13 protein-coding genes are annotated in these 13,126 nt (G+C 69.5%); 6 read left to right on the top strand and 7 right to left on the bottom strand.

Annotated features, from left to right (window positions below):
• Positions 1–2 precede the first annotated feature (2 nt).
• From AC07UK_RS16500 to AC07UK_RS16490, 3 genes are read left to right on the top strand one after another with little or no spacing between them, the layout of a single operon-like run.
• Positions 3–839 carry an ABC transporter ATP-binding protein gene (locus tag AC07UK_RS16500; protein WP_436224765.1) on the top strand — a complete coding sequence of 279 codons (837 nt, stop codon included), beginning with the start codon at positions 3–5 and terminating at the stop codon, positions 837–839.
• 16 nt (positions 840–855) lie between these two features.
• Positions 856–1,737, top strand: a complete 882-nt coding sequence (locus AC07UK_RS16495) for an ABC transporter permease (protein WP_436224766.1) — start codon at positions 856–858, stop codon at positions 1,735–1,737.
• 60 nt (positions 1,738–1,797) lie between these two features.
• On the top strand, positions 1,798–2,568 hold the full coding sequence (locus tag AC07UK_RS16490; RefSeq protein WP_436224767.1) for a class I SAM-dependent methyltransferase: 771 nt from the start codon (positions 1,798–1,800) through the stop codon (positions 2,566–2,568).
• A 2-nt stretch (positions 2,569–2,570) separates the two neighbouring features.
• On the opposite strand, the gene AC07UK_RS16485 is transcribed toward AC07UK_RS16490, so the two are convergent.
• Together AC07UK_RS16485 and AC07UK_RS16480 are read right to left on the bottom strand one after the other, a co-directional pair.
• The gene (locus tag AC07UK_RS16485; protein WP_436224768.1) at positions 2,571–2,936 is read right to left on the bottom strand and encodes a helix-turn-helix domain-containing protein; all 366 of its coding nucleotides are present in this window, start codon (positions 2,934–2,936) and stop codon (positions 2,571–2,573) included.
• Between the two features lie 161 nt (positions 2,937–3,097).
• A complete protein-coding gene (locus AC07UK_RS16480; RefSeq protein ID WP_010810922.1) occupies positions 3,098–3,331 on the bottom strand; it encodes a hypothetical protein in 234 nt (77 codons plus the stop codon).
• Positions 3,332–3,778: 447 nt separating this feature from the next.
• Between AC07UK_RS16480 and AC07UK_RS16475 the strand changes: the two genes are divergently transcribed.
• Positions 3,779–4,528 carry an IclR family transcriptional regulator gene (locus AC07UK_RS16475; RefSeq protein ID WP_494687598.1) on the top strand — a complete coding sequence of 250 codons (750 nt, stop codon included), beginning with the start codon at positions 3,779–3,781 and terminating at the stop codon, positions 4,526–4,528.
• A 204-nt stretch (positions 4,529–4,732) separates the two neighbouring features.
• Positions 4,733–5,977 (top strand): GGDEF domain-containing protein, encoded by a 1,245-nt coding sequence (locus AC07UK_RS16470; RefSeq protein ID WP_494687597.1) that lies wholly within the window; start codon positions 4,733–4,735, stop codon positions 5,975–5,977.
• A gap of 5 nt (positions 5,978–5,982) precedes the next feature.
• On the opposite strand, the gene AC07UK_RS16465 is transcribed toward AC07UK_RS16470, so the two are convergent.
• From AC07UK_RS16465 to nfsB, 3 genes are all read right to left on the bottom strand, one after another.
• Complete coding sequence (locus AC07UK_RS16465) at positions 5,983–6,867, bottom strand: citryl-CoA lyase (RefSeq protein ID WP_436224771.1); 885 nt, start codon at positions 6,865–6,867, stop codon at positions 5,983–5,985.
• Entirely contained in the window at positions 6,864–8,063 is a 1,200-nt protein-coding gene (locus tag AC07UK_RS16460) for a CaiB/BaiF CoA transferase family protein (RefSeq protein ID WP_436224772.1), read from the bottom strand. The genes AC07UK_RS16465 and AC07UK_RS16460 overlap by 4 nt, the downstream gene beginning before the upstream one ends.
• Positions 8,064–8,209: 146 nt before the next feature.
• Positions 8,210–8,863 (bottom strand): oxygen-insensitive NAD(P)H nitroreductase, encoded by a 654-nt coding sequence (nfsB, locus tag AC07UK_RS16455; protein ID WP_436224773.1) that lies wholly within the window; start codon positions 8,861–8,863, stop codon positions 8,210–8,212.
• A 251-nt stretch (positions 8,864–9,114) separates the two neighbouring features.
• Here nfsB and AC07UK_RS16450 point away from each other — a divergent pair, with 251 nt between their 5' ends.
• Positions 9,115–10,374, top strand: a complete 1,260-nt coding sequence (locus AC07UK_RS16450) for an Hsp70 family protein (RefSeq protein ID WP_436224774.1) — start codon at positions 9,115–9,117, stop codon at positions 10,372–10,374.
• Between the two features lie 18 nt (positions 10,375–10,392).
• Here AC07UK_RS16450 and AC07UK_RS16445 read toward each other — a convergent pair whose 3' ends face one another.
• Together AC07UK_RS16445 and shc are read right to left on the bottom strand one after the other, a co-directional pair.
• Positions 10,393–11,079 (bottom strand): phosphorylase, encoded by a 687-nt coding sequence (locus AC07UK_RS16445; RefSeq protein ID WP_494687596.1) that lies wholly within the window; start codon positions 11,077–11,079, stop codon positions 10,393–10,395.
• Complete coding sequence (shc, locus tag AC07UK_RS16440) at positions 11,076–13,094, bottom strand: squalene--hopene cyclase (protein ID WP_494687595.1); 2,019 nt, start codon at positions 13,092–13,094, stop codon at positions 11,076–11,078. The genes AC07UK_RS16445 and shc overlap by 4 nt, the downstream gene beginning before the upstream one ends.
• Between the last annotated feature and the right edge of the window lie 32 nt (positions 13,095–13,126).

Raw genomic sequence — 13,126 nt, 5'->3', positions numbered from 1 at the left:
GCATGGCCACCCACAACCTGCGCGTAGTGTCGGACCGCGCCACGCCTCTGCTGCAGGTGGATGGCGTGTCGCTGGAGTACCGCACGCCCGAGCGCATCGTGCGCGCCACCCATCGCGTCAGCTTCGACGTGCATGCCGGCGACCGCTTCGTGCTGCTGGGCCCGTCCGGCTGCGGCAAGTCCACGCTGCTGAAGGCGGTTGCCGGGTTCGTTCCGCCCAGCGAGGGCGAGATCCGGTTGGAAGGCCGGCGCGTGCTGCAGCCCGGCCCGGACCGCATCGTGGTGTTCCAGGAGTTCGACCAGCTGCCGCCGTGGAAGACGGTGGTGCAGAACGTGATGTTCCCGTTGCGGCAAGCGCGCAAGCTGTCGCGGGTAGAGGCGCGCGAGCTGGCGCTGGACAGCCTGCACAAGGTGGGGCTGGCCGATTTTGCCGATGCCTACCCGCATACGCTGTCGGGCGGCATGAAGCAGCGCGTGGCGATCGCGCGCGCACTGGCCATGCGCCCCAAGGTGCTGCTGATGGACGAGCCCTTTGCCGCGCTGGACGCGCTCACGCGCCGGCGCATGCAGGAAGAGCTGCTGGCGCTGTGGGACGACGCGGCCTTCACGCTGCTGTTCGTCACACATTCGATCGAAGAGGCGCTGGTGGTGGGCAGCCGCATCCTGCTGCTGTCGCCGCACCCGGGCCGCGTGCGCGCGGAGCTCAACAGCCACCAGTTCAGCCTGGCCAGTCAGGGCGGCGCCGAATTCCAGGCCGCCGCGCAACGCATCCATACCTTGCTGTTCGACGAGCCCGCCGCCGAGGCCGCGCCGCGTGCGCGCAGCGCAGCGGGCCGCTGAACCGGGACATCGCATCATGACGCAACCGACACTGACACTGGCCGACACGCTTCGGCCCGAATACGAACGCGAGCCTGAACCCTTCACCGAGGCCCCGCTTGCGCGCGCGCTGCCGTGGCACCAGCGCCTGTGGCAACACGGCTGGCTGCGCAAGGCGGTAATCCTGCTGGCGCTGGGGCTGATCTGGGAGCTGGTGGCGCGCGTGCAGGACAACGACCTGCTGCTGCCGTCATGCCTGGCCACGATGCGCGCCTTCGGCGACACGGTGGCCAGCGGCGAGCTGCCGGGCAAGGCGGCGATTTCGCTGTCGGTGCTGCTGCGCGGCTATGCGGCCGGGATCGTGCTGGCGTTCGTGCTGACCTCGCTGGCGGTGTCCACGCGCTTCGGGCGCGATGTGCTGGACACGCTCACCGCCATGTTCAACCCGCTGCCGGCGATCGCGCTATTGCCGCTGGCGCTGCTGTGGTTCGGGCTGGGCACCAAAAGCCTGGTCTTCGTGCTGGTCCATTCGGTGCTGTGGCCGCTGGCGCTGAACATGTACGCGGGCTTCCGGGCGGTGCCGCCGACGCTGCGCATGGCGGGCCGCAACTACGGCCTGCGCGGGTTGCGCTATGTCGCGCTGGTGCTGGTGCCGGCGGCGCTGCCAGCGATCCTGTCGGGCCTAAAGATCGGCTGGGCCTTTGCCTGGCGCACGCTGATCGCGGCCGAGCTGGTGTTCGGCGCGTCGTCGGGGCAGGGCGGGCTGGGCTGGTTTATCTTCCAGAACCGCAATGAGCTCTATACCGACCGCGTGTTCGCGGGCCTGGCGGCGGTGATCCTGATCGGGCTGCTGGTGGAGGGGCTGGTGTTCACCACGCTGGAACGGCTGACCGTGCGCCGCTGGGGCATGCAGCAATAGTCTTGCCCGACGCCGGTATGAAGCGTAGGCTACGGCACCGGTACCAACCGGAGCCCACCCATGACCGCCATCCACCAGGCCGCCGCACAGGGATTCGCCAGCCAGGCCGATACCTACGCGCGCGGACGTCCCGAATATCCCGCTGAAATCGACACCTGGCTGCGCGGCACGCTGGGCCTGCGCGCGGGCCGCACCGTGCTGGACTTGGGCGCGGGCACCGGCAAGTTCACGCGCCGGCTGGTGGAGACGGGGGCGACGGTGATCGCGGTCGAACCGGTGGCGCAGATGCGCGCGCAGCTGGCCACGGTGCTGCCGTCAGTGCAGGCGCTGGAAGGCAGTGCCGAGGTTATCCCGCTGCCCGATGCCAGCGTCGACGCCGTGGTCTGCGCGCAGGCCTTCCACTGGTTTGCCAATGCGCGCGCGATGGCGGAAATCGGCCGCGTGCTGCGCCCCGGCGGCCGGCTAGGGCTGGTATGGAACGTGCGCGATGAAAGCGTGGACTGGGTGGCGCAGCTGACGGCCATCATGACGCCGTATGAAGGCGACGCGCCGCGCTTCTACAAGGGCGACTGGAGGCGGGTCTTTCCCGCCGAGGGCTTCGGGCCGCTGGCGCTGCAGCGTCTGCCCTACACGCATGTAGGGGCGCCGCAGCAGGTGATCGTGGACCGGGTGATGTCGGTGAGCTTCATTGCCGCGCTGCCGGCGGCGGAGCAAGCCCGCGTGCGTGAACGGCTGCAGGCGGTTATCGACGGGCATCCCGCGCTGGCGGGTCGTGCCGAGGTTGCTTTCCCTTATCGCACCGAGGCCTATTGCTGCGAACGGCTGGCCTGACGCTACATCGTCGCCTGCCGCACCCAGAATGCGGCGCCGTGGCGCGCAACGGCGCCGGGTTCGGGTTCCCGGGCCGTCGCGGCAGGCTGGCTGGCACGGATGCCGGCCTCGATCTGTTCCCAGATGGCCAGCATGGCGACGACCTTGGGCAGTGCGGTCACGCCCGTGGGTGTCGGCAGCCAGTCCGGGCTACAAGTGAGGAACAGCGGCTTGCCGAGCGCGGCCTCGAGGCCGCGGATGTGGTAGTACAGCCTTTGCGGATGGATGCACAGCGCTTGCGCGGCGCGGACGGCATCACGGTGCCGCATCAGTGCGACAAAGGCGCGCAACGACAGGAAGCTGACGCGCCGGTTGTTTGGGTAAGCCATGCCTGGGCCATGGCCGGGGCATGCTTGGCGCTTGACTGAAAGCACGGTGCCCGGCGAATCGAAAGTGGATCGATCGTAGCGGGACGCAGGCTGGCTGGAGGGTGCGGCTTTCTGAAATGACCCCGGGAAATTTCTGCAATGTGGGGTGGCGCGCGCCGGGCTCAGTGCATCGGCAAATGGCCGATAGCGGTCAGCGCCTGCACCACTTCGGGCGACAGGCGGCGTTCCCTGCATGGCACGCCGGCGGTCTCGAGCGTGGTCCACAGGTCTGCGTCGCCGGTGACGATACGCTGCCGCAGGTGGGCCAGGTATGTGTACTCCGCGGAGGTCAGCGGGCGCGGAGCGCTACGCAGGTCATCCAGGATGGCGCCAAGCGAGAGGGCGGGAACGGTCATACCAGGGTCGGGAAAAGCAGGGCGGTGAGACATTGCAGCGAGGGTACGGAAAGCAGCGCAGGGATTGCGCAGAGGTCAGGCAACGCATGATTTTAGCCACGCCGTGCAGCGGCTGCTTAATCAAAAGCAGGTAACTTTCCCTCTAATTCCGCTTGCAAACCGGGGAGTGGCGAGTACGCGCACGCAATGTGGCGCATGCGGTAGCCGGGGGGCCGGCGAAGGCGCTTGGGCGGCCGCCTGGGCGGCAGCAGGCGCCGGCCACGTGTTGCAGAAAAACGCCAGCGCGCCGCCCGGATCCATGAATGCGTGCGGCGTTGTTTGCGCGGCTCCGCCGCACGTGTGCTGCTTCCTTGACTCGCAACAGCTCGGATTGACAAGCCGGGATGCGTTCTATACGTTGGTGCATCGTTCCGTCCTCCGGTCCACCCAGGATCGCCGTCGTCCGCCATGCCACGCAAAGCCGCACAGGTTTCAGAAGCCGACAAGCACGCCGCCGCAGGCGGCGCCATCGCCGTGGACCGGGCGCTGTTCGTGCTGTCGGTGTTCCGTCTTGGCGATACCGCGCTGGGGCTGGCCGAGCTGGCGCAGCGCAGCGGCCTGTACAAGAGCACGCTGCTGCGCTTGCTGGCCTCGCTCGAGCACGCCGGGCTGGTGCGGCGCCAGCCGGACGGGCGCTATGGCCTGGGTCCCGAGGTGGCGCGGCTCAATGCCGTCTACGCGGCGTCGTTCTCATTGGAGGCGGTGGTGATGCCGGCGCTGCGCGAGCTGGTGCGCATCACGCGTGAAAGCGCGGCCTTCCATGTCGAGCAGGGCGAGCACCGGCTGTGCCTGTACCGCGTCGATTCGCCGCAGCCGGTGCGCGACCATGTCCGCGCCGGCGAACTGCTGCCGCGCGACCGGGGCGCCGGCGCGCGCGTGCTGCGTGCCTTTGCCGGCGAGTCCGGCACGCTCTACGAGCGCATCCGGCACGAGGGCGTGGCGGCCCTGGTGGGCGACCGCAGCCCCGATCTTGCCGGGGTGTCGGCGCCGGTGTTCGGTCCCGGCGATGTGCTGTGTGGTGCACTGACGCTGACCTGCCCGGCCTCGCGCTACCGAGAGGACTTCCGCGTCGATGTGCTGCATGCGGCGCGTGTGCTGACCCAAGTGCTGGGCGGCTCCTTTCCAGGCAGCATTGCGGACAACACCACCCCGGACTAAGCTGCGTGTGCAGCCGGCCCGACCCGGCTTGTCGGGGGTGCCACGGCCCGGCATGCGCGGGCTATCATGCGGCTGGCATTGAAAACAACGCACGTCACATGTTGTGAAAACAAGTGCGGGAGATGCCTGCTTCGCGCCCCTGTGGCCTGATGCCCGCTGCTCGATATTGACGGTGCGGCAGACGGCATCCTTGAGGAAATCCCCGTGCACCTGGACCAGCAGACCATTGCGGTGGTGATGATGGTGTTTTTCTGCAGCACGCTGATTATTGCGGCGGGGCTAGTGTTCGCGCTGCGCGCGAGCGAGGCGGGGCGGCTGTGGGCGTTCGGGCACGTGCTGGTGTCGGCCGCGGGCCTGGCGCTGGCCATCAGCGCGGCCACCGGCACGGGCCAGCTGGGCACGCTGGGTGCGTTGGCGTTCGTGGCTGGCTGGCTGCTGATCTATCGCGGCGTGCGGGTCTATTATGGGGTGCCGGCCCATCCCGCGGCGCTGGCCGCCGCGGGCGTGATCGTGCTTGGCCTGATGGCGGCCACCAGCGGCATGCCCGCCGGGCAGCAGGTGGTGCTGCGCATCGTCTACGGCTTGCTGGCGCTGGTGTCGCTGGCCACCTTTGCCACGCTGGCGCGCGCCGGGCGCGGGCGCCGCAGCATCGGCGCGCCGCTGGTGCTGGTGGCCAGCCTGGTGCATCTGGCCACCCAACTGGCCGGCTTCAGCCATGCCATGTATCTGCCCGTGGCGGGCGCCGCACCGCTGACACTGTTCTTTGCCGGCCCGGCCGGCTCGGGCTGGCTGCTGGCGCCGCTGATCGCCACGCTGCTGGGCCTGTTCGGCTTCACCATGATGGCGATGGAGCAGATCGTCGCGCACAACGAAAGTGGCGCGCGCGTGGATGCCCTGACCGGGCTGCTCAACCGCGGGGCGCTGGAGATGTCGGCACTGTCGCTGGTGGCGCGCTGGCAGCGCGACGGGCAGGCGCTGTCCTGCCTGGTGATCGACATCGATTACTTCAAGCAGGTCAACGATACGTTCGGCCACCACGCCGGCGACGCCGTGCTGCGCGAGGTTGCGCATGCGCTGGACAATTCGCGCCGCGCCTCGGACGTGGCCGGGCGCTACGGTGGCGAAGAGTTCTGCATCCTGTGCCCGCATACCGACGAGCAGCAGGCCTCGGCGCTGGCCAACCGGATCCTGCGCAAGGTGCGCGCGATTGAACTGCCCGCCGGCCATGGCCATGCCAGCGTCAGCATTGGCGTGGCGCAGCTGCGCGGCGGCGCGGGCAGCAAGGAAGCGCTGTGGCGCCTGTTGTTCGCCGATGCCGACCGCGCCCTCTACCACGCCAAGGAACATGGGCGCGACCGCTACGTGCTGGCCTCGTCCATGGCGGCGCCGGCGGCCGCGAGCGCATCGCCGGCGTCGCTGCTGGCGCCAGAGCCCGACCTGGCCGGCTGACCCCGTTATGCCTGCCGGCCTGGCTCCGGCACATCGCGCTGCGGCGCGCCGTCATAGGTCCACAGGAACTGGCGCGGCATCGGGCCCTTGTTGCGGCCGCCCTCGCAGGTCTGTTCCCAGGCATGCGCCAGGATGCCGACTGAGCGCGACAGGCAGAACAGCCCCCGCGCCAGCGGTGCGGCAAAGCCCAGTTCGGCATAGATCACCGCGGTGGCGCCATCGATATTCATCGGGATGGGTTTGCCGCGGCCGGCACCCAGCGCCGCCTCGACCGCGCGCGCGATCCCCGCGTAGCGGCCGCTGACCACGCTGTTGGCCGCGGCCTGGTCGACCAGCGCCAGCAGCCGCGGCGCACGCGGGTCGACCGGATGGAAACGGTGGCCAAAGCCGGCAATGAACTTGCCGTGCAGGTCGCGGTAGTGCTGCAGCGCGGCGGCGACGGCGTCGTCCATGGCGCTGCCCGCATCGAGCCGCTGCGCCACGTCCTGGTACAGCGCCACCGCCTGTTCGCCGGCGCCGCCATGCACGTCGCCCAGCACGTTGACGGCGGAAGCCATGGCGTTGTTCAGCCCCACGCCGCAGGTGGCCGCCATGCGTGCGATGGCAATGCTGGGCGCCTGCGGGCCGTGGTCGACCGCGGCCATCAGCGCCGCGTCCAGCAGCTCGCCCTGCCCGGGGCCGGGCAGCTCGCCGCGCAGCATCAGCCAGATCATCTGCGCAAACGAGACCCGGCCGATCAGTTGTTCGATCGGGTAGCCGCGGTAGCGGATCTCGCCCGGGCGCATGTCGATGATGCCGGTGCGCCACCAGTCCTGCGACAGGCGCTGGCCCGGGTCCATGGCGTCATCGCGGGGGTGGCCGGGGTAGTGGTCGGTGTCGATGCCGCTCATATCGCGCGCTCCTCGCTCAGTTGGTCGATGTCCGCATCGCTGTAGCCCAGGCTGGCCAGCACCTGCCGCGTGTGCTGGCCCAGCTCCGGCGGCGGCGTGTCCACGGCCGGGGCCTCGCGGTTGAGCTTGAAGCCGGTGCGCACCACGCGGATATCGCGGCCCACGCCGGGCGCGTCGGCAAATTCGCCGATCATGCCGCGCTCGCGCACTTGCGGATGGGCCAGCGTCTGCGGCACGTCCAGCACCGGGCCGGTGGGCACGCCGGCCTCGGTCAGCATCGGCCACCATTCGGTGGCCGGCTTCCTGGCCAGCTCTGCTTCCAGCGCCTGTGTCAGCTCCCCCCGGTTGGCCAGCCGCGCCTGGCGCTGCGCGAAGCGCGGATCGGCGGCCAGCTCGGGACGGCCCAGCACGCGGCACACGGCTTCAAACTGTTCCTGCTTGTTGGCCGCGATATTGAGCAGCCCGTCTGCGGTGCGGAAAGTGCCCGAGGGGCTGGCGGTCATGTTCTCGTTGCCCATCGGCGCCGGCACCTTGCCGGCGATCAGGTGGTTGGACACCACCCAGCCCATGGTGGCCAGCGTGGCTTCCAGCATCGATACGTCGATGAAATAGCCTTCGGTGCGCTGGTGGTCCGCCAGCGCAGCCGATACCGCCAGCGCCGCGGTCAGCCCGCCGATGGTGTCCGAGACCGGATAGCCGACCCGCAACGGTGCGCTCTGCGCATCGCCGGTAATGCTCATCACGCCGGCCATGCCCTGGATGATCTGGTCATAGGCCGGCAGACCGGCCAGCGGCCCGTCCTGGCCGAAACCGGAAATCGCGCAGTAGATCAGGCGCGGGTTGTCCTGCTTCAGGGTCTCGTAGCCCAGCCCGAGCCGGTCCATCACGCCGGGGCGGAAGTTCTCCACCAGCACTTCGGCGCTTTGCACCAGCTTGCGGAACACCTCCTTGCCGCGCGCGTGCTTCAGGTTGAGCGTGAGCGACTGCTTGCCGGGATTCTGGGCCAGGAACGACACGCCCATCAGGCGCTGGTTCAGTTCGGCATCGGCGCCCAGCTGCCGGGCCAGGTCGCCGGTGCCGGGGGTTTCCACCTTGATGACTTCAGCGCCCAGGTGGGCAAGCTGGTGGCAGCAGAACGGCCCGGCCAGCACATTGGTGAGGTCGAGCACGCGGATATGGCGCAGGGGTTTTTGCATGGGCTACGTCCGGCCGTGCGTTCCTTGGTGTTCCGTAGAACAGAACGACGGTCTTTAATAAAGAACAGACGCAGCATAGGAGGGGCATGCGGGCGTGTCAAGGCACGCGCCGGCCCCTGCCGGGGCCGGACTTGCAGGAACGGGAATTACAGGAACGTGAACACTTCTTCCCGCGACAGCCGCGACTTCGGCAGCGCGGCATTGAAGTCCTGCGCGCTGCGATAGCCCAGGCTGACCAGCGCCACGCTGGTCAGTCCGCGCTCGCGCAGGCCCAGTTCGAGGTCGAGCGGGCCGGTATCGATGCCTTCCATCGGCGTGGCGTCCACGCCCAGCGCGGCCGCGGCCATCAGCAGGCCGCCCAGCGCCAGGTAGACCTGATGTGTCATCCAGTGCTGCAGGTCGCGCAGGTCATAGCGGTGCAGGTCGACAAAGCCGCGGCGGATCTTGTCCATGCCGGCGCGGGCCGCGTCATCGGCAAAACGCCCGTCGCGCTGCTCGGCCGCCAGGATGCCGGCCAGGTGGGCGGCATCCATTTCCGTGCGCACGCACAGCGCGATCACATGCGAGGCGTCCTGGATCTTCTGCGTGTTGTAGGGATGGCGGTCGACGGTGGCGCGCGTCATCCGGGCCCGGCCTTCGGGCGTGGCGGTAACCACGAAGTGCCACGGCTGGGAATTGACCGAGGACGGGCTCTTGTGCAGCACGGCGAGCAGCTGGTCCACGGTGGCCTGGGGCAGGGTGCGGCCTGCCTCGAAGGCTTTGGTGGCATAGCGGGTATCGACGATGTCGGAGAGATTCATGACCAGGCTCCAGTTGGAAAGTGGGTGATGCAGGGAGCACCACGCCGAGGTCGCCATGGTCCCAGTTGCCATGTCATTGAAAAAGAGACATTTGATTAGTACTGCCTTCAATGCATGTTTGAAAATAGCTTCCCGACAACATCGTCTGCCCCTCGGGCCTCCACGGTCCGCGCGACTGCCCTACAATGACGCCCCCGCCCGCGCCGGCCTTGCGCCGCGCGGGCCACTTTGTCTTGCAGGGAACGGAATCGATGATGTCAAACGCATGCGGCCTGGACTTCGGCACGTCCAATTCAACGGTCGGCTGGAGCCATCCGGCGCGGCCGGCGGCGCTGCTGCCGCTGGAGGACGGCAAGGTGACGCTGCCCTCGGTGATCTTCTTCCACGCGGAGGATCCGCTGGTCAGCTATGGCCGCGCCGCGCTGGGCGATTACCTGGCTGGCTATGAAGGCCGGCTGATGCGTTCGCTCAAGAGCCTGCTGGGCACCTCGATGATGGACGACAGCACCGAGGTGATGGGCCAGGCGATGCCGTTCCGCAAGCTGCTGGCGCACTTCATCCTCGAGCTGAAGACGCGTGCCGAGCAGGCTGCCGGCACGGAGTTTTCGCGCGCCGTGCTGGGCCGCCCGGTATTCTTCATCGACGAGAACCCGGCCGCCGACCAGCTCGCCGAAGACACCCTGGCCGAGATCGCGCGCGACGCGGGCTTCGGCGAGATCGCGTTCCAGTACGAGCCGATCGCCGCGGCCTTCGACTACGAGGCCCGGATCACGCGTGAGGAACTGGTGCTGGTGGCCGACATCGGCGGCGGCACCTCGGACTTCTCGCTGGTGCGCCTGTCGCCCGAGCGCGCCGCGCGCAGCGACCGGCGCGACGACATCCTGGCCAATGGCGGCGTGCATATCGGCGGCACTGACTTCGACCGTGCGCTCAGCCTGGCGCGCGCAATGCCGCTGCTGGGCCTGGGCAGCGCGCTGCGCAACGGCAAGGCGATGCCGTCCAGCCAGTATTTCGACCTGGCCAGCTGGCACACCATCAACCTGGTCTATACGCGCAAGGCGTGGTCGCTGGTGATGGACAACTACCGCGACGCGGCGGATACGGTCAAGCTCGACCGCCTGGTGCGGCTGATCCGCGAGCGTGCCGGGCACTGGCTGGCCATCCAGATGGAAGCCGCCAAGATCGCCTTGTCCGATGACGGCAGCACCGACGTGGACCTGCACCGGCTGGAGCAGGGGCTGACGCTGACCATCACGCGCGACGAGTTCGATGCGTCGATCGACAAGCTGGTGGTGAAGACCGAACAGACCGTGCAGAAGCTGCTGGTGGATGCCGGCGTGGATAGCGCCGCGGTCGATACCATCTTCTTCACCGGCGGCTCCAGCAGCGTGCCGCTGCTGCGGCAGCGGCTGGCGGCGCTGTTGCCGGAAGCGCGTTGCGTGGAAGGGGACCGGTTTGGCAGCATCGGCAGCGGGCTGGCGCTGGATGCGGTGCGGAAGTTTGGCGGCTGACGCCGTCAGGGGATCCCTTCAGCCGGCCAGCGTCCGCATATCGCGCAAGCCGTATTCATCCCCAAGCGCCAGCCGGGCTGCCCGCAGCGCGCCGCGCGCGGCCGCCGCATCGCCCGCCAGCCGCAGTAGCGCCGGCAGTTCCCACGGCGCGCGCAGCAGCCCGCCCAGCACCGCGCCCACATCGGTCTTGCCGTCTTCACCCATGCCCGCCGCCGCGGCAGCCGGGACCGCGCGACTGGCCGGGTCGATCACCACGCGGCAAGCCGCGAACGGCAGCCGGCAAGCCGCCGCCATGCGCGCGGCGAGGTGCGATTCCATGTCGACGCAGAGCGCCCCCGTGGCCCGGTGCAGCATCTGCTTGGCGGCAACCGAAAGCACCGGCTGGTCCGCGCCGGCAAGCATCCCGACCCTGGCATGCGGCAGTGCCGCGTGCATTGCCCGGGTCCAGGTCATGTCGGTGTCGTAGCGTTCGCCTGCCGCGCAGACCGAGTCCGCCAGCACGAGATCGCCCGGCGCCAGGGCGGGATCCAGCCCGCCCGCCACGCCAAAGCTGAGGATGCCCATGCAGTACCGGCTCGCCATCGCGGAAACGCCTTGTTCCAGCGCAAGGCCGCGCAGGCCGTGCACCACGCGGCAATGAGGGCCGGCGGCAATGCGCGCCTCGAACGCCATGCCGGTGACGACCAGCACGAACGGTGCCCTCATAGCCCCCACGACACCTGGTGCGCGCCGCCGCGCTGCAGGTTGCGGTAGCGCGCCAGCGCCCACAGCGGGAAGTAGCGCGCATAGCCGTGATAGCGCAGGTAGAACACGCGCGGAAAGCCCACGGCGGTAAAGCGCGGCTCATGCCACAGCCCGCCGGATTGCTGGGTGCGCAGCAGGTAGTCGATGCCGCGTGCCACCGCCGGATGCCGCGCGGCGCCGGCTGCCATCAGCGCCAGCAGCGCCCACGCTGTCTGCGAGGCCACGCTCGGCGCCGGCTCGTAGCGGCGGTAATCGAGCCGGTAGCTGCTGCCGTCCTCGCCCCATCCGCCGTCGGCGTTCTGGATCTGCTCGAGCCAGGCCACGGCGCGGCGCATCTCGGGCGCTTCCGGGGCCAGGCCCGCGGCGTTCAGCGCGCACAACGCGCTCCAGGTGCCGTAGATATAGTTGGTACCCCAGCGGCCGAACCAGCTGCCGTCGGGCATCTGCTCGGCCAGCAGGTAGCGCAGGGCGCGCGCGGCGGGTTCGCTCTTGGCCGGCGTGGCGCCGATCTGGCACAGCATCGACAGGCAGCGCGCGGACACGTCCGCGGTGGGCGGGTCCAGCAGCGCGCCATGGTCGGCAAAGGGGATGTTGTTCAGGTAGAGATGCGTGTTCTCGGGCTCGAACGCGCCCCAGCCGCCGTCGCTGCTTTGCATACCGACGATCCACTCGGCGGCGCGCGCCACGGCTTCGTCATAGCGGCCCGGCACATCGTGCGCGCGCATGTAGCGGTCCATCGCGGCGGCCACCACGGCGGTGTCGTCCACGTCCGGGTAATAGGGATTGGCGTACTGGAAGGCCCAGCCGCCGGGGCGCACCCGCGGGCGGCGCACGACCCAGTCGCCGCGCACGTCCAGCACCTGCAGCGGCCTGAGCCAGTCCAGGCCGCGCCCGGCCGCGGCCGTTGCGCGCGCCTCGCCGGTTTCCAGCAGGGCGTGCGCGGCCAGCGCGGTATCCCACACCGGCGACAGGCAGGGCTGGCAATAGGCTTCGTCGCCGTGCTCGACCAGCAGCCGCTCGATGGATTGCCGCGCCACCGCGCGCGCCGGGTCGTCGGGCGGCACGCCCAGCACGTCGAACATCATCACGCTGTTGGCCATTGCCGGAAAGATGGCGCCCAGGCCGTCCTCGCCGTTGAGCCGCTCACGCACGAAGGCCTGCGCCGCGGCAATGGCACGCCGGCGCAGCGTGCGCGGGACGAGCGGCTCGGCCACGCGCAGCAGCGCGTCCAGGCCGCGGAACACGGTGTACCAGCCGGCGTGCTGGTGCGCCGCGCGCGGCGGCAGGCGCACCGTATGGCAGTTGCCGACGAACAGCTCATTGATGCCGACCCCGCGCGGGTTGCGCGCCTGCGGGCGCAGGCTGTTCAGCACCAGCAGCGGCACGATCACCGTGCGCGCCCAGTACGAGACCTTGGACAGGTGGAACGGGAACCACTGCGGTAGCAGCATGATCTCGACCGGCATCATCGGCACCGCCGACCACGGCATCACGCCGTACAGGGCCAGCAGCGTGCGCGTGAATACATTGCTGGCCTCGGCGCCGCCCAGCGCGTGGATGGTCCGGCGCGCGCGCTGCATATGCGCGGCCTGGGGATCGTCGCCGGCCATCTTCAGCGCGAAATAGGCCTTCACGCTGGCGCTGACGTCGGAGCGGCCCTCATGGAACAGCGGCCAGCCGCCATCGGGATTCTGGATGCGGCGCAGGTAGCGGGCCAGGCGGGCTTCAAACTCCAGGTCAGGGGCTTCGCCGAGGTAATGCACCATCAGCACGTATTCGGCGGGAATGGTGGCGTCGGCTTCCAGTTCATAGACCCAGTGGCCGTCGGGGCGCTGCTGGTGCAGCAGCGCGTCGATCGCGCGGCCGATGCCGTGGTCCAGTGCCTGCACGGCGTCGCGCGGCGAGGGGCTCTCGCCCGCGCTGGCCGGCGCGATCCGGGGCACTGCCGTGGCAAAGGCGGTCTCATTCATCGACATGCAGACTCCTTATGCCGGTGCGCGGCGCGGCC

Source organism: Cupriavidus sp. GW821-FHT07C08 (assembly GCF_059419025.1).
This window is presented reverse-complemented; position numbering and strand designations above follow the sequence as displayed.

Excerpts from the sequence above, each read along its gene's own strand:
- nfsB (WP_436224773.1), bottom strand. The coding sequence starts at position 8,863 with ATGAATCTCTCCGACATCGTCGATACCCGCTATGCCACCAAAGCCTTC.
- AC07UK_RS16495 (WP_436224766.1), top strand. The coding sequence starts at position 856 with ATGACGCAACCGACACTGACACTGGCCGACACGCTTCGGCCCGAATAC.
- AC07UK_RS16460 (WP_436224772.1), bottom strand. The coding sequence starts at position 8,063 with ATGCAAAAACCCCTGCGCCATATCCGCGTGCTCGACCTCACCAATGTG.
- AC07UK_RS16490 (WP_436224767.1), top strand. The coding sequence starts at position 1,798 with ATGACCGCCATCCACCAGGCCGCCGCACAGGGATTCGCCAGCCAGGCC.
- AC07UK_RS16445 (WP_494687596.1), bottom strand. The coding sequence starts at position 11,079 with ATGAGGGCACCGTTCGTGCTGGTCGTCACCGGCATGGCGTTCGAGGCG.
- AC07UK_RS16480 (WP_010810922.1), bottom strand. The coding sequence starts at position 3,331 with ATGACCGTTCCCGCCCTCTCGCTTGGCGCCATCCTGGATGACCTGCGT.
- AC07UK_RS16485 (WP_436224768.1), bottom strand. The coding sequence starts at position 2,936 with ATGGCTTACCCAAACAACCGGCGCGTCAGCTTCCTGTCGTTGCGCGCC.
- AC07UK_RS16475 (WP_494687598.1), top strand. The coding sequence starts at position 3,779 with ATGCCACGCAAAGCCGCACAGGTTTCAGAAGCCGACAAGCACGCCGCC.
- AC07UK_RS16465 (WP_436224771.1), bottom strand. The coding sequence starts at position 6,867 with ATGAGCGGCATCGACACCGACCACTACCCCGGCCACCCCCGCGATGAC.
- shc (WP_494687595.1), bottom strand. The coding sequence starts at position 13,094 with ATGTCGATGAATGAGACCGCCTTTGCCACGGCAGTGCCCCGGATCGCG.
- AC07UK_RS16450 (WP_436224774.1), top strand. The coding sequence starts at position 9,115 with ATGATGTCAAACGCATGCGGCCTGGACTTCGGCACGTCCAATTCAACG.
- AC07UK_RS16500 (WP_436224765.1), top strand. The coding sequence starts at position 3 with ATGGCCACCCACAACCTGCGCGTAGTGTCGGACCGCGCCACGCCTCTG.